This window comes from Pseudomonas ficuserectae, from assembly GCF_024584585.1.
GTDB classification, from domain to species: Bacteria; Pseudomonadota; Gammaproteobacteria; order Pseudomonadales; family Pseudomonadaceae; genus Aquipseudomonas; species Aquipseudomonas amygdali.
In genome coordinates this window covers 3,880,991-3,896,826 of the sequence record NZ_CP085684.1, presented here as the reverse complement: position 1 = coordinate 3,896,826, position 15,836 = coordinate 3,880,991, and the positions used below count along the sequence as shown (strand labels likewise).

The following is a 15,836-nucleotide window of genomic DNA, read 5'->3' as shown; positions in this document are numbered from 1 at the left end:
GCGATAACAACAAAAAAGGTGCAGCCATGCCCGTTTCCATTTCCACACCCAGGATCCGCATCGGCATCAACCCGATCTCCTGGAGCAACGATGACTTGCCGGCCCTCGGCGGAGAGACGCCTCTGAGCACAGCCTTGAGCGAGGGCAAAGCCATTGGTTACGAGGGCTTTGAGCTCAACGGCAAATTTCCGAAAGATGCCAAGGGTGTCGGCGATGTGCTGCGGCCCTATGATCTGGCGCTGGTTTCCGGCTGGTATTCAAGCCGTCTGGCGCAGCGCTCGGTGGCCGAAGAAATCGAAGCCATTACCCCGCATGTGCAATTGCTCGCCGAGAATGGCGCTTCGGTACTGGTGTACGGTGAAGTGGCTGACTCGATTCAGGGGCAGCGCATTCCGTTGGTTGAACGACCGCGTTTTCACACCGATGCAGCCTGGCTTGAATATGCCGAAAAACTCACCGAACTGGCGCGTTTCACCCTGTCCCGAGGGGTACGCCTGGCGTATCACCACCACATGGGCGCTTACGTCGAGTCGCCACAGGATATTGATCGGCTGATGACACTGACCGGCAAGGAAGTCGGACTGCTGTTCGATTCAGGGCATTGTTACATGGGCGGCGGCGAGCCTTTGCAGGTGCTGAGCAAGCACATCGAGCGTGTCTGCCATGTGCATTTCAAGGATGTGCGCAAACCTGTGGTGCAACTGGCGCGCAACAATCTCTGGAGCTTTCCGGACTGCATCATCAATGGCACGTTCACGGTGCCAGGCGACGGCGATATCGACTTTTCTGCGCTGCTCAAGGTGTTGTTGCAAGCCAGCTACAGCGGCTGGCTGGTGGTCGAGGCCGAACAGGACCCAGCGGTAGCGCCGAGTTATGTGTATGCCAAAAAGGGCTATGACACCTTGCGCCAACTGCTGGCCGATGCGCAATAAGGAGGATTGAACCATGAATCTGCTGACCAAGAGCAAACCCCAGGGCCGTGACATCGTGGCGCTGGCGCCCGGCTCGCTCGAGTACGTGAACTTTGCCGCCTACCGACTGGAGGGCGGAGAGCGCCTGCCTCTCGCTGCAGAAGAAAACGAACTGTGCGTGGTCTTGCTGGCCGGGTACGCCAGCGTGAATGGCGAAGCACCGGGGCAGGGCGCTTTCAGTTGGGAAAACATCGGCGATCGGCAATCGGTGTTCGAGGAAAAATCGCCGTTTGCGGTCTACCTGCCACCGCATAGTCAGGCAGAGTTCGTTGCGCGTGGTCCGCTGCATCTGGCCGTATGCACGGCGCCGGGCGATGCGGGCAAACAGCTTGCGGCGCGGCTGATCATGCCGGGCAGCATGAAACGCAGCGTACGTGGCAAAGGGGCCAACACCCGTTACGTGTGCGACATTCTGCCGGACAGTGAACCGGCGCATTCGCTGCTGGTGGTCGAGGTACGGACTCCTTCGGGACATTCGTCCAGCTACCCGCCGCACAAGCACGACCGGGACAATCTGCCCCACGAGAGCTTTCTCGAAGAGACCTACTACCACCAGGTCAACCCGCCGCAGGGTTTCGTTTTCCAGCGGGTTTACACCGACGACCGCAGTATCGATCAGGCCATGGCCGTGGAAAACAATGATCTGGTGACAGTGCCCAAAGGCTATCACCCGGTGTCTGTGCCCTACGGTTACGAATCGTATTACCTGAACGTGATGGCCGGTCCGACACGCGCCTGGCAGTTCCACAACGACCCGCAGCACAGCTGGCTGCTGGATCTTTGATTTCCCCTTTTTACTCTGGAGGCATGAGATGAACGAGTCACCGGTAATCGGCCATTACATCAACGGACACCTGAATGACGGCGATGGTGAGCGTTACAGCGATGTCTTCAACCCGGCAATCGGCACTGTTCAAGCGCGCGTTGCGCTGGCCAGCGTGAAAACCGTGGATGAAGCGGTCGCTTCGGCCAAGGCTGCTTTTCCCGGCTGGGCCGATCAGTCCTCGCTGCGCCGGGCGCGGGTCATGTTCAAGTTCAAGGAATTGCTGGACCGGCACCACGACGAGCTGGCGCAGATCATTTGCCGCGAGCACGGCAAGGTGCTGTCCGATGCGCGTGGTGAAGTGGTGCGCGGTATCGAGATTGTCGAATTTGCCTGCGGTGCGCCCAGCCTGCTGAAAAGTGATTTCAGCGACAACATTGGCGGTGGTATCGATAACTGGAACCTGCGCCAGCCTCTGGGCGTCTGCGCCGGGGTCACGCCGTTCAACTTTCCGGTCATGGCGCCACTGTGGATGATCCCTATGGCATTGGTGACCGGCAACTGCTTTATCCTCAAACCTTCCGAGCGCGATCCGTCGGCCAGCCTGCTGATGGCGCGCCTGCTCAAGGAGGCCGGTCTGCCTGATGGCGTATTCAACGTGGTGCAGGGCGACAAGGTCGCGGTCGATGCCTTGCTGCAGCACCCTGACATCGAGGCCATTTCGTTCGTCGGTTCGACGCCGATTGCCGAGTACATCCACCAGCAGGGCACGGCCCACGGCAAGCGCGTGCAGGCGCTGGGCGGGGCCAAGAATCACATGATCGTGATGCCCGATGCGGACCTGGATCAAGCCGCCGATGCCTTGATCGGGGCGGCGTATGGTTCGGCGGGTGAGCGCTGCATGGCGATTTCCATTGCAGTGGTGGTAGGCGATGTCGGCCAGCAACTGATCGACAAGCTGCTGCCGCGCATCGATCAGCTCAAGGTCGGCAATGGCATGCAGGCCGATTCGGACATGGGGCCGTTGGTCACCGCCGTGCACAAAGCCAAGGTAGAGGGTTTCATCGATCAGGGCGTCAAAGAGGGGGCGAAGCTGATTGTCGATGGTCGCCACTTCAAGGTGCCGGGTGCCGAGCAGGGCTTTTTCGTCGGGGCGACGCTGTTCGACCACGTCACGCCGCAGATGCAGATCTACAAGGAAGAAATCTTCGGCCCGGTGCTGGGCATCGTCCACGTCGCGGATTTCGCCAGTGCCGTCGAGCTGATCAACGCACACGAATTCGGAAACGGTGTGTCGTGCTTTACCAGCGATGGTGGTGTGGCCCGTGCGTTTGCGCGGACCATCAAGGTCGGCATGGTCGGTATCAACGTGCCTATCCCGGTGCCCATGGCCTGGCATTCGTTTGGCGGCTGGAAACGTTCACTGTTTGGCGATCACCACGCGTATGGCGAAGAAGGCCTGCGCTTTTACAGTCGCTACAAGAGTGTCATGCAGCGCTGGCCGGACAGCATCGCCAAAGGCCCCGAGTTCAGTATGCCGACTGCCAAATAGTCTTCATCAATGGAATGTTGCGGAGAACAAGAACAATGAACCAACCTCTGCGTTTCGCCCTTAATCGAATGGTCGCGCCGCGCCTGTCTCTGGAAGGTTTCGTCGATCTGGCGGTGAAGCTGGGTGCCGATGCCATCGAGATTCGCAACGACCTCAAGGGTATCGAGATCGAGGACGGCACTGCACCCCAGGTCGTTCGTGACCTTTGCGCTGCCCGAGGGGTAAAGGTGCTGTCCATCAACGCCCTGTACCCATTCGATGTCTGGAATGAAGAGCGCGCAGCCCAGGCGACGAAGCTGGCGCAGTACGCTCGCGACTGCGGTGCGCGCGGTCTGGTGCTATGTCCGCTCAATGACCGTGCAGATCCGCGTAACGGCGCGCAGCGCGCTTCGGGGGTGCGCACCGCGTTGACTGCGTTGGCACCGATTCTTCGTGAGCACGGCATTCTCGGCTTCGTCGAACCGCTGGGCTTCGAGGAGTGCTCGTTGCGCCTCAAACGTCAGGCGGTGGACGCAATCAGGGCGGTGGGTGGGCTGGACGTTTATCGGCTGGTTCATGACACCTTTCACCACCACTTGGCCGGTGAGGTCGAGCTGTTTCCAGAGTTGACCGGGCTGGTGCATATCTCCGGTGTCGAGGATGCGCAGGCACCGCTCAACAGCATTCGCGATGGCCATCGCGTGCTGGTCGGCGAGGCTGACATTCTGGGTAATGCATCGCAGATCGAGCGTCTGCTGGACAGCGGCTATGAGGGCCATCTGTCGTTCGAACCATTCGCCGAAAGCGTCCATGCGCTGGCCGACATCCCTCAGGCGATAGCGGCGAGCATGACGCACTTGTCACGAGCCGTTTCGCAGCGTCACTGACGTCAGCCGTCAGGCCACCTCAAACCCTGGCCACCTCAAACAACAACAAGGTGTGAACATGAGTACAACCCGACTGACCACGGCCCAGGCCCTGGTGAAGTTTCTCGATAATCAGTACGTCGAAGTCGACGGCGTGCAGAGCAAATTCGTCGCTGGCATCTTCACCATTTTCGGGCATGGCAACGTGCTGGGTCTTGGGCAAGCGCTGGAACAGGACAGCGGCGACCTGGTGGTTCATCAAGGCCGTAACGAGCAGGGCATGTGCCACGCCGCCATCGGTTTTGCCAAGCAGCATCTGCGGCGCAAGATCTACGCGTGCAGCTCTTCGGTCGGGCCAGGCGCGGCGAACATGATCACCGCCGCCGCAACCGCCTCGGCCAACCGCATTCCGTTGCTGCTGTTGCCGGGGGACGTCTACGCCAGCCGCCAGCCTGACCCGGTGCTGCAACAGATCGAGCAGTTTCACGACCTGAGCATCAGCACCAACGATGCGTTCAAGGCGGTGAGCAAATACTGGGACCGTATCAACCGTCCCGAGCAGTTGATGAGCGCAGCGCTCAATGCCATGCGCGTACTGACCGACCCGGCTGATACCGGTGCCGTCACGCTGGCGCTGCCTCAGGATGTGCAGGCCGAGGCCTACGATTATCCGGACAGCTTCCTGCAAAAACGTGTGCACCGTATCGACCGCCGCCCGCCCAGCAAGGCCATGCTTGACGACGCGTTGAAGCTGCTGGCCGGCACGCGCAAACCGCTGCTGATCTGCGGTGGTGGCGTGCGTTATTCCGGCGCAGCCGATGCCTTGCAAGCCTTTGCCGAGCGCTTCGATATCCCGTTCGCCGAAACCCAGGCAGGCAAGAGTGCCATCGTTTCGGCGCACCCGCTGAACATGGGCGGCATCGGCGAAACCGGCACGGTGGCGGCCAATCGGTTGGCGAAAGAGGCGGACTTGATCATCGGCATCGGCACCCGCTACAGCGATTTCACCACCGCGTCGAAATGGCTGTTCCAAAACCCGGACGTGCAGTTTCTCAACCTCAATGTCGGTGCCTTCGATGTGCAGAAGCTGGATGGCGTGCAGGTCCTGGCTGATGCGCAGGTGGCATTGCAGGCACTGACCGAAAGCCTGCAAGCCAGCGGTTACCGTGCTGCCTGGGGCGATGCGCCGCAGACAGCCCGTGCGCAGCTGGATGCCGAGGTTGATCGCCTGTATGCGGTCGAGTACCAGAGCGAGGATTTCGTCCCGGAAATCAACGATCACCTGGATCCGGCCGTGCTGCGCGAGTTCATCGAGCTGACCGGCTCGTGTCTGACCCAGAGCGGCGTACTGGGCATCCTTAACCAGAACCTGCCTTCTGACGCAGTGATCGTTGCGGCGGCGGGCAGTTTGCCGGGCGACCTGCAGCGTGCATGGCGCAGCACCGGGGTCGACACCTATCACGTCGAATACGGCTATTCATGCATGGGCTATGAGGTCAATGCCGCACTGGGCGTCAAGCTCGCTGCGCCGCACCGCGAGGTTTTCGCGCTGGTCGGTGATGGCTCTTACATGATGCTTCATTCAGAGCTGGCGACCTCGATTCAGGAGCGGCGCAAGATCAACGTGGTGTTGCTGGACAACATGACCTTCGGCTGCATCAACAACCTGCAGATGGAGCACGGCATGGACAGTTTCGGCACCGAGTTCCGCTTTCGCAATCCCGACACAGGCAAGCTCGACGGCGACTTTGTACCGGTGGATTTCGCCATGAGCGCTGCCGCCTATGGCTGCAAGACCTATAAGGTCAGCACCGCCGAACAACTGCGTCAGGCGCTCGTCGATGCGCAACGTCAGACGGTCTCGACGCTGATCGACATCAAGGTCCTGCCCAAGACCATGATCCACAAATACCTGTCGTGGTGGCGTGTCGGCGTTGCCGAAGTATCAACGACCGGCACCACGGCCCAGGTTTACGAAAAACTCAACCGCGAACTGGCCAAGGCTCGACAGTACTGATCACTGTTTATCGTTCAGCACCCGTGACCCGTTCACGGCAACATCCAATAAAAAAAGGAACATGAAAATGGCATTGAAACTCGGCGTGATCGGTACAGGCGCAATCGGTCAGGATCATATCCGGCGTTGCAGCAAAACGCTGGTTGGCAGTCAGGTGGTAGCGGTCACCGACATCAACCTGGAGCAGGCAGCCAAAGTGGTGCGCGAGCTGGACATCGGCGCCGAAGTGTATGCCGATGGCCACGCGCTGATTGCCGCGCCCGACGTCGAGGCGGTGCTGGTCTGTTCCTGGGGCCCCAGCCATGAAGAGTACGTGCTGGCGGCCATTGCCGCAGGCAAGCCGGTGTTCTGCGAGAAGCCTTTGGCCGTTACCGCCCAGGGTTGCCGGCACATTGTCGAGGCCGAGATCGCCAGCGGCAGGCGTCTGGTTCAAGTGGGCTTCATGCGCCCCTATGATCAGGGCTATCGCACCCTGAAATCGGTGATCGACAGCGGCCGTATCGGCGAACCGCTGATGCTTCACTGTGCGCACCGCAACCCTCGGGTCGGCGAGAACTACAAGACCGACATGGCGATCACCGACACGCTGATTCATGAGCTCAATGTGCTGCGCTGGCTGCTCAACGATGACTATGTGTCGGTACAGGTGGTGTTCCCGCGCAAGACCAGCAAGGCCCTTGCGCACATGAAAGATCCGCAGATCGTGATGCTGGAAACGGCCAGAGGCACGCGCATCGACGTCGAAGTGTTCGTCAACTGCCAGTACGGCTACGACATCCAGTGTGAAGTGGTCGGCGAGAGCGGCATTGCCAAACTGCCTGAGCCTTCTCAGGTGCAGTTGCGTAGCGAAGCGAAATTGTCCAACGCGATCCTGATGGACTGGAAAGACCGGTTCATTGCCGCCTATGACGTCGAGTTGCAGGACTTCATCGATGGCGTTAACGCGGGCACGATTTACGGACCTTCTGCCTGGGATGGCTATGCCGCTGCGGTGGCCGCCGATGCCTGTGTGCAGGCGCAGAACAGTGGAGCGGTCGTGCCGATTGCCCTGGAGATGCGTCCCGCGTTTTATGACTGACAGAGGTATCTGGAATCGGGCTGTCTTTCAAACAGTAAAAGGGAGGGCATCATGCGCATCGCACTGGATCCTTATATGTATCGCCACCTGTCGCTGGGTGCGATGGTCGATAAGACGGCGGAACTGGGCTACGACTACATAGAGCTTTCACCGCGCGAAGATTTCATGCCGTTCTACAAGTACCCGCGCGTGGATCGTGCGCGAATCAGGGAGTTTCGCAAAGCCCTGAGCGATGCTGGTGTGAAACTCTCCTCGCTGTTGCCGCTGTACCATTGGGCTGCGCCGGATGAGGACTTGCGTATTGCAGCGGTGCGCAACTGGAAGCGCGCCATTCAGGTGGCCGTGGAAATGGACTGCGACCTTATGAATACCGAGTTCAGCGGACAATCCGATCATGCACTGGTGTGCGAAAACCAGTTCATGAAATCCATGGATGAACTGATGCCGTACTTCGAGCGAGAAGGCATCCGGCTCGATATCCAGGCGCATCCTTATGACTTCTGCGAACGTAACAACGAGTCAGTCGACATCATTCGCGGCCTGGACCGGGACTGGATCAATTACCTGTATGCCGCGCCACACACCTTTTTCTACGATGATGGCGTGGGGGACATTGCCTCCATGCTGCGGTACGCAGGTGACAAGCTCACCCACCTGATCATTGCCGACACCTATAATCACCGGGGTTCGTCCAACCTGCGCTACATCGTCAACCCGCCTGGCGTCACGGCAACTGTGCATCAGCATCTGGACATCGGGCAGGGCGAGGTGGACTGGGACGCGTTCTTCTCGACATTGCGGGACATTGATTTCGACGGTATTGCCACAGTGGCTGTATTTGCCTGGGAGGAGCGTGCAGATGAATCGAGCCGATTCATGCTGGAGCGGGTCAAAAGCGAGCTGCTTCGTTGAAACGGTGGCATCCAATACACGACCGATGGCTGCGGCCATGAGGTTCATGGACTACAGGAGATATCCATGCGAGCAGGGCTGGTGGGCTACGGCAAAGGCGGGCGTTACTTTCATGCAACGCTGATTTCGAGTTTGCCCGGTGCCACATTTGCAGGCGTTGTCACCCGTTCACCCGAGCGAAAACAGGAAGTGGTCAACGATCATCCCGGCGTGGCAACCTTCGACACGCTGGCCGAGCTGGTCGCTGCCGGGGTAGATGTGGTGGTGATTTCCACGCCCCTGGCTTCACGCCGAGCGTTGATCCTTGAAGCGATAGAGCTGGGCGTCGGGGTGGTCAGCGACAAGCCCTTTGCCAGCGACGCCGCCCAGGCGCGCGAGCTGGTGGAAGCGGCCAAACGGCGGGGCGTGCTGCTTAGCGTTTATCAGAATCGGCGCTGGGATTCCGACTTCCTCACCGTACGCAAGTTGATCGACAACAAGACGCTGGGGCAGATCAGCCGTTTCGAGTCCAGCATCGAGCGCTATTCGCCACGCTCGGTAGGCAAGGCCAGCGGTGGTGGCATGCTGCGTGATCTGGGCAGTCATCTGGTGGATCAGGCACTGGTACTGTTCGGGCCGGTCGAGCGGGTGTATGCAGAATTGCAGTTCGCTACGCCGCAAGACGAACTGGACCACACGTTCTTCGTGTCCTTGAGGCATGCCAGCGGTGTGACTTCGCACCTGTCAGGCAGTTGTCTGCAAAATACCCCCAAGCCGCGTTTCAGGGTCAGTGGATCAAAGGGCTGTTACAGCGTCGAAGGACTGGACGGTCAGGAGGAGGCTGCGTTTGCCGGCCTCACGCCACGGTCCGAGGGCGAGCGCTGGGGTGTCGAAGAGCATCGGCGCTGGGGCTGGTTCGAGCAGGGTGACCATCGCGAGCGTGTGCCTTCGGAGCGCGGTTGCTGGCTTGAGTTCTACCGCCTGTTGCAGAGCGCCGTTGACGAGCAGGGCGGTAATCCGGTTGATCCTCATGATGCCATCGCATCGGCACAGGTCATGGATGCAGCTCGCTTGAGCGCCAGTGAAGGGCGGGTTGTGGTGTTGTAATCATCGCGTGCCACGCTGCACATTCAAGCCTGCCATCGGACAAAGCCCGACGCCTGACAAGCGTCGGGCTTTGTCGTATGTGCAGCCGAATAAAAATGAAATGGAATAAAATTCTAAAATCAGTTGAATTGGAAAATATTTTCCAATAGAGTCTTTTTCAGGTTACCGACTATCGAATCACTCGGGCTTTGAAGGTCTTTCAAGTCACGAGATGCACACCAACAAAAACAAAACAAAAGATAGGTACTGTCGATGAAAACCCCTACCTCTGGCCTCACCGCCAAGCGTTCTGCCACCTCTTCATTCTGGATTCGGACCATGGAGCGATTTCTCACAATCGTTGCCCGTGGCATGTGCGTGCAACACAAGGACGCGCAACTGTTCTGCATTCCTGGAGCGACCGGGATCCGCCTGTCACGCTGATTCGCTGCATCCGAACAACAATAATTTGGAGACAGATCCTCATGAAGACCAAGATTGCTTTGACCTCATTGGCCATGGCGCTGATGTTGGGCAGCGGTGCAGCTTTGGCCGATATCAAGATCGGTGTGGCCATGTCGCAGTTCGATGACACCTGGCTGACCTACCTGCGTGACGACATGAATGCCAAGGCCAAAGCCATGTCCACGACCGAGAAAGTGGACCTGCAGTTCGTCGATGCCCGCGCGGACGTCAACAAACAGCTCGACCAGGTCAAGGACCTGATCAACAAGAAAGTCGACGCCCTGATCGTCAATCCTGTCGACACCGCTGCCACTGCACGGATCACCAAGGACGCGGTCGCCGCCGGCATCCCGCTGGTCTACGTCAACCGCCGCCCTGACGATCCGAAACTGCCAGCAGGCGTCGCCACCGTTACGTCGGATGACATGGAGGCAGGTCGACTTCAGGCGCAATACATCGCCGACAAACTGAAAGGCAAGGGCAGTGTCATGATTCTTCTGGGTGACCTGGCCAACAACTCCACGCAAAACCGCACCAAGGGCATCAAGGAGGTGTTGGCCAAGTACCCGGACATCAAGATAGATCAGGAGCAGACCGGCATCTGGCTACGCCAGAAGGGCATGGACCTGACCAACGACTGGCTTACCCAGGGCCGTAAATTCAACGCGGTGCTGGCCAACAACGATGAAATGGCCATTGGCGCGGCGATGGCGCTGAAGCAGCCAGGCGTGGATGTGGATAAAGGCAGCGTGTTAGTCGCCGGTGTCGACGGTACGCCAGACGGGCTCAGCGCCGTTACCAAGGGCGACCTCGCAGTCTCCGTTTTTCAGGACGCCAAGGGCCAGGCCGACGGGGCGATTGATGCCGCCGTGAAAATGGCGAAAAAGGAAAAGGTCGAGCCCCAGGCGATCATCATCCCTTATCGCCTGATTACGCCTGAAAACGTCGCCACCTTCAAATAACAGCAATCGGCAGGCCAGGGAGGATCGTTCCTCCCGCAGCCTGCCGCTTGAGGAGTTGTGATCATGTTCGGTTCAGCTACTGCCAACCCGCCCGCACAACGCGATCTGCCGTCCAGTGACAGCGATAGCCCGACGCCGGATGCCCAGCCGCCTTATCTGCTTGAAATCAGCCATATCAGCAAGGGCTTCCCCGGTGTCATCGCGCTCAACGACGTCCAACTGCGTGTGCGCCCCGGCAGCGTGCTGGCGCTGATGGGCGAGAACGGTGCCGGAAAGTCAACGCTGATGAAAATCATCGCTGGCATCTACCAGCCGGACTCGGGCGAAATCCGTTTGCGTGGCAAGCCGATTCGCTTCGAGACGCCACTTTCGGCCCTTCAAGCCGGCATTGCGATGATCCATCAGGAGCTGAACCTGATGCCGTTCATGAGCATCGCCGAGAACATCTGGATCGGTCGCGAACAGCTCAACGGTCTGCACATTGTCGATCACCGGGAAATGCACCGCTGCACTGCCGAACTGCTGGAGCGCCTGCGCATCAGGCTCGATCCCGAAGACCTGGTGGGCAACCTGAGTATCGCCGAGCGGCAGATGGTCGAGATCGCCAAAGCTGTGTCATATAACTCGGACGTGCTGATCATGGATGAGCCGACTTCGGCCATCACCGAAACCGAAGTCGCTCACCTGTTTTCGATCATCAACGACCTGCGCGCTCAGGGTAAAGGCATCATCTACATCACCCACAAGATGAACGAAGTCTTCGAGATTGCCGACGAAGTAGCGGTTTTTCGCGACGGCGCCTATATCGGCCTGCAGCGCGCCGAAAGTATGGACGGCGACAGCCTGATCACCATGATGGTGGGGCGTGAGTTGACCCAACTGTTTCCCGAGCGGGAAAAGCCGCCAGGCGAAGTGCTGCTTTCAGTCAGCAACCTGAGCCTGAACGGCATTTTCAAGGACGTGAGTTTCGATTTGCGTGCCGGAGAGATTCTTGGCATTGCCGGATTGATGGGGTCGGGCCGGACCAATGTGGCCGAGACCCTGTTCGGCATAACCCCCAGCGACAGCGGCGAGGTACGCTTTGATGGCACTACGGTACACATTGCCGACCCGCATCAGGCCATTGAACTGGGTTTTGCGCTGTTGACGGAAGACCGCAAGTTGACTGGGCTGTTTCCATGCCTGTCGGTGATGGAAAACATGGAAATGGCCGTGCTCGCCAACTATGCCGGCAACGGTTTCGTGCAACAGAAGGCACTGCGTGCGCTGTGCGAGGACATGTGCAAAAAACTTCGGGTCAAGACCCCGTCACTGGAGCAGTGCATCGACACCTTGTCGGGCGGTAACCAGCAGAAGGCGTTGCTGGCACGCTGGCTGATGACCAATCCCCGGGTACTGATTCTGGATGAGCCCACCCGCGGCATCGACGTAGGGGCCAAGGCGGAAATCTATCGCCTGATCTCCCTGCTCGCCAGTGAAGGCATGGCCGTCATCATGATCTCTTCAGAGCTGCCGGAAGTCCTCGGTATGAGCGACCGGGTGATGGTCATGCACGAAGGCGAAATGATGGGCATCCTCGATCGAGGCGAAGCGACCCAGGAAAAAGTCATGCATCTGGCCTCCGGCCACAAGGTTCATTGAGTTCGCACTACAGGGCTCGGTAGAAGAAGAACAAAAGGGGAACGAACATGAGCAACGCGATTTCGCAAAACAAACCGGCCTTGGCACCGACCAGGAACAAACGGCGGCTGCCAACCGAACTGAGTATTTTTCTGGTGCTGATCGGTATCGGCCTGATCTTTGAGCTGTTTGGCTGGATCGTCCGTGATCAGAGCTTTCTGCTCAACTCCCAGCGTCTGGTACTGATGATCCTTCAGGTGTCGATCATCGGCTTGCTGGCCATCGGCGTGACTCAGGTGATCATTACCACAGGCATCGACCTGTCGTCCGGTTCGGTGCTGGCACTGTCAGCGATGATTGCCGCGAGCCTGGCGCAAACCTCGGACTTTTCCCGGGCGGTATTTCCTTCCTTGACCGACCTGCCCGTGTGGATTCCGATCGTGGTCGGGCTCGGAGTCGGGCTGCTGGCGGGTGCCATCAACGGCAGCATCATTGCCATAACCGGTATTCCGCCATTCATTGCCACGCTGGGCATGATGGTCTCCGCGCGTGGCCTGGCGCGCTTCTACACCGAAGGTCAGCCGGTGAGCATGCTCTCTGACTCCTACACGGCTATCGGACAGGGCGCGATGCCGGTGATCATCTTTCTGGTGGTGGCGGTGATCTTCCACATTGCCCTGCGTTACACCAAGTACGGCAAATACACCTACGCCATAGGCGGCAACATGCAGGCTGCGCGTACTTCCGGGATCAACGTCAAGCGCCACCTGGTTATCGTCTATAGCATCGCCGGGCTGCTGGCCGGGCTGGCAGGGGTGGTTGCCTCGGCACGTGCCGCAACCGGGCAGGCCGGAATGGGCATGTCCTATGAACTGGACGCTATCGCTGCCGCAGTCATCGGCGGCACCAGCCTGTCCGGTGGAGTAGGGCGAATCACCGGCACTGTGATCGGTGCGCTGATTCTCGGCGTAATGGCCAGTGGTTTCACCTTTGTCGGCGTAGACGCTTATGTTCAGGACATTATCAAAGGCCTGATCATTGTAGTGGCGGTGGTAATCGATCAATATCGCAACAAGCGCAAGACCAAGCGCTGATATTCAATAATCTGCATCAAAGGGCCTTTTCAGGCCCTTTTGTGCGTTGAATGTTGCAGGAACCGATTAGCTGTCAGCAGGTCAGAGCCTCATCAAGCAGCATGCTGGCCGTGTCTTTCGCCCGCATTTCAAGGGTTTTACGGCAATTGTTGTACAAAAATCCTTCAATTGTGTTGCCGAGCCCGCTAGCCGGCCTTAGACTGCCGCCCCTCGTAAATTGAGTGCCAGGTGGCGCTTGGAGATTATTGGTTTGCACGGCAACGTCAAGCCGCTCCTCAATGCACGTTTTTTTATAGAGAAATAAATGACAAAGGAAAAGTTGCTGGCCATGCCGGCCGATGACTACATGAACGCCGAGCAGCACGCTTTCTTCGTCGAGCTGTTGCAGGGCATGAAGGTCGAGATCCACGAGCGAATCGAGCAGAGCCGTATTGCGATCGAGAGCCTGGACACGCCTGCCGACCCTGCAGACGCCGCTTCGGTTGAAGAGGAGCGTCACTGGCTGGTCAATGTGATCGACCGCGACCAGCGCATGCTGCCCCAGTTGGAAATGGCCCTCTCGCGTATTGCCGACGATACCTTCGGCTGGTGCGATGACAGCGGTGAGCCAATCGGCCTGAAGCGTCTGCTGATCAGCCCGACCACCAAATATTGCATCGAGGCGCAAGAGCGCCACGAGCAGATCGACAAGCACCAGCGCCAGGCCTGATACGCAGGCAGCAGCTGAGTGACCGAACCGGGAGGCAAGCGATTGCCTCCCGGTTTTGTTGTGCCCGGAATTTGTCCAAAACGTATTGCTCGCTACGACCAACGGGGCATGGCATAAGGCCGTTATCTAGCGTTTAATAAACGTAATAATGATAAATACAGATGGGGGTGACGCAGCATGGCCGAGAACCTATCCATGGCAGCCGGATTACCACTGGCCGATGCTCGCGGCGCTGCGTCGAAGTGGTGGGTGCCAGCGGTGCAAAGTGTCGTGTTGTGCCTGCTCTTCGCCGCCATGAGCGTTATCGGTTTGTCTCTTTATATCGTCATTCCCGCAGCGCTGCTGGTCGCCTGGCTGCCGCTTTTGTTGCGCAGAAGGCAGCCTGGCTTGCAAGTCGAGGCAAGTGACAGTGATATCGCGCTGCTGACCCGCGACCTGTCGCGCACCACTAGCCACAACGCACTGTCGGCCGCTCAGGTGGCATTTTCTGTCGGGCAACTGGCGGGCAAGGTGCAGTCGCAGCTGGGTGCTGCCGGACAGATAGTCAACAGCGCCGAACAGATGATTGCGACCGAGCAGCAGACTGCCCAGTTGAGTCAACAGGCATTGGTTGCAGCCAGTGAGGCGCGCCAGCGCAGCGAATCGGGAAGCGGCGTTCTGAATGAGACCATCGAGCGCATGCACCTCTTGAGCAAGCGTGCTGTCGGCAGTCGTGAGTTGATCGAGGCGTTGAGCCAGCGCAGTGAAGAAATCCAGCGTGTGACGCTGGTCATTCAATCTATCGCCAGCCAGACCAACCTGCTGGCGCTCAATGCGGCCATCGAAGCTGCCCGGGCAGGTGAGCACGGGCGCGGTTTTGCGGTGGTCGCTGACGAAGTACGCGGGCTTGCGGGCCGTACTGCCAGTGCTACCGGGGAAGTCGGGCAGATGGTGGCCGATATCCAGCAACGCACCGCACAGGTGGTGGAGCAGATTCGCGAGCTGTCTTCTGATCTCGATGCGGGGGTCGAGCAGGTCGAGCTGACCGGACAGCATCTGGGCAATATCGCCCGGCTTGCGATCGAGGTGGAAAGCCAGGTCAGCGAAATTGCTCAAGGCGCGAGGAGCAACCAGGACCAGTTGGCCAGCCTGTTCGATGCTGTCGAGCACATGCGCAGTGATCTTGCCGTCAGTGATGAACAAACCCGGCAACTGGCCAAAGCATCAGTACAGATGGAGGGGCAGGCCGAGACCATCAGCCAGCGGCTGGCTCAGGTCGGTCTGGATGACTATCACCAGCGTATCTACGACCTGGCCCGCGAAGGTGCGCGGCTGATCGCGGAAAAATTCGAGGCTGACATTGTGCAGGGGCGCGTCAGCCTGGATGACTTGTTTGATCGCAACTACAAACCCGTCCCCAATACCTCACCCACCCGCTTTACCACGCGTTTTGATCGCTACACCGATCAAGTATTGCCGGCATTGCAAGAACCGTTGCTTTCGCGCCATGAAGGTCTGGTATTCGCTATTGCCTGCACGCAGCAAGGGTATGTGCCGACGCACAACAACGCTTTCAGTCAGCCTTTGACCGGCGATGCGACGGTGGACAATGCGCGTAATCGAAGCAAGCGCAAGTTTGATGATCGTACCGGCATTCGCTGCGGCAGCCATCAACAGCCTGTTCTGTTGCAAACCTACACCCGGGACACCGGCGAACTGATGCATGACCTGTCTGTGCCTATTGTGGTCAACGGGCGACATTGGGGTGGTCTGCGCCTTGGGTACAAACCGCAAAGCCGCTGAT

At 58.9% G+C, this 15,836-nt stretch carries 14 protein-coding genes; all 14 read left to right on the top strand.

Annotated features, from left to right (window positions below; all coding sequences use genetic code 11):
• Window positions 1–26 precede the first annotated feature (26 nt).
• Window positions 27–932, top strand: a complete 906-nt coding sequence (gene iolE, locus LJU29_RS17070) for a myo-inosose-2 dehydratase (protein WP_005754445.1) — start codon at window positions 27–29, stop codon at window positions 930–932.
• A 13-nt stretch (window positions 933–945) separates the two neighbouring features.
• Complete coding sequence (gene iolB, locus LJU29_RS17065; protein ID WP_057423557.1) at window positions 946–1,755, top strand: 5-deoxy-glucuronate isomerase; 810 nt, start codon at window positions 946–948, stop codon at window positions 1,753–1,755.
• Between the two features lie 28 nt (window positions 1,756–1,783).
• The gene (locus tag LJU29_RS17060; protein WP_257110974.1) at window positions 1,784–3,286 is read left to right on the top strand and encodes a CoA-acylating methylmalonate-semialdehyde dehydrogenase; all 1,503 of its coding nucleotides are present in this window, start codon (window positions 1,784–1,786) and stop codon (window positions 3,284–3,286) included.
• Between the two features lie 35 nt (window positions 3,287–3,321).
• Window positions 3,322–4,152 carry a TIM barrel protein gene (locus tag LJU29_RS17055; RefSeq protein ID WP_005754442.1) on the top strand — a complete coding sequence of 277 codons (831 nt, stop codon included), beginning with the start codon at window positions 3,322–3,324 and terminating at the stop codon, window positions 4,150–4,152.
• 58 nt (window positions 4,153–4,210) lie between these two features.
• Complete coding sequence (gene iolD / locus LJU29_RS17050) at window positions 4,211–6,148, top strand: 3D-(3,5/4)-trihydroxycyclohexane-1,2-dione acylhydrolase (decyclizing) (RefSeq protein WP_257110973.1); 1,938 nt, start codon at window positions 4,211–4,213, stop codon at window positions 6,146–6,148.
• A gap of 67 nt (window positions 6,149–6,215) precedes the next feature.
• A complete protein-coding gene (gene iolG / locus LJU29_RS17045) occupies window positions 6,216–7,226 on the top strand; it encodes a bifunctional inositol 2-dehydrogenase/D-chiro-inositol 1-dehydrogenase (RefSeq protein WP_257110972.1) in 1,011 nt (336 codons plus the stop codon).
• A 51-nt stretch (window positions 7,227–7,277) separates the two neighbouring features.
• On the top strand, window positions 7,278–8,138 hold the full coding sequence (locus tag LJU29_RS17040; protein WP_257110971.1) for a sugar phosphate isomerase/epimerase family protein: 861 nt from the start codon (window positions 7,278–7,280) through the stop codon (window positions 8,136–8,138).
• A 66-nt stretch (window positions 8,139–8,204) separates the two neighbouring features.
• Window positions 8,205–9,224 (top strand): Gfo/Idh/MocA family protein, encoded by a 1,020-nt coding sequence (locus LJU29_RS17035; protein WP_005754438.1) that lies wholly within the window; start codon window positions 8,205–8,207, stop codon window positions 9,222–9,224.
• 252 nt (window positions 9,225–9,476) lie between these two features.
• On the top strand, window positions 9,477–9,647 hold the full coding sequence (locus LJU29_RS17030) for a hypothetical protein (RefSeq protein WP_154618444.1): 171 nt from the start codon (window positions 9,477–9,479) through the stop codon (window positions 9,645–9,647).
• 41 nt (window positions 9,648–9,688) lie between these two features.
• On the top strand, window positions 9,689–10,630 hold the full coding sequence (locus LJU29_RS17025; RefSeq protein WP_005754436.1) for a sugar ABC transporter substrate-binding protein: 942 nt from the start codon (window positions 9,689–9,691) through the stop codon (window positions 10,628–10,630).
• Between the two features lie 63 nt (window positions 10,631–10,693).
• Window positions 10,694–12,271, top strand: coding sequence for a sugar ABC transporter ATP-binding protein (locus tag LJU29_RS17020; protein ID WP_005754434.1), 1,578 nt, complete (start codon window positions 10,694–10,696; stop codon window positions 12,269–12,271).
• A 47-nt stretch (window positions 12,272–12,318) separates the two neighbouring features.
• Entirely contained in the window at window positions 12,319–13,344 is a 1,026-nt protein-coding gene (locus LJU29_RS17015) for an ABC transporter permease (protein ID WP_002554079.1), read from the top strand.
• 304 nt (window positions 13,345–13,648) lie between these two features.
• Window positions 13,649–14,053: a TraR/DksA family transcriptional regulator gene (locus LJU29_RS17010; RefSeq protein WP_002554078.1), complete on the top strand. Its 405-nt coding sequence runs from the start codon at window positions 13,649–13,651 to the stop codon at window positions 14,051–14,053.
• Between the two features lie 177 nt (window positions 14,054–14,230).
• A complete protein-coding gene (locus tag LJU29_RS17005) occupies window positions 14,231–15,835 on the top strand; it encodes a methyl-accepting chemotaxis protein (RefSeq protein WP_257110970.1) in 1,605 nt (534 codons plus the stop codon).
• Window position 15,836 lies beyond the last annotated feature (1 nt).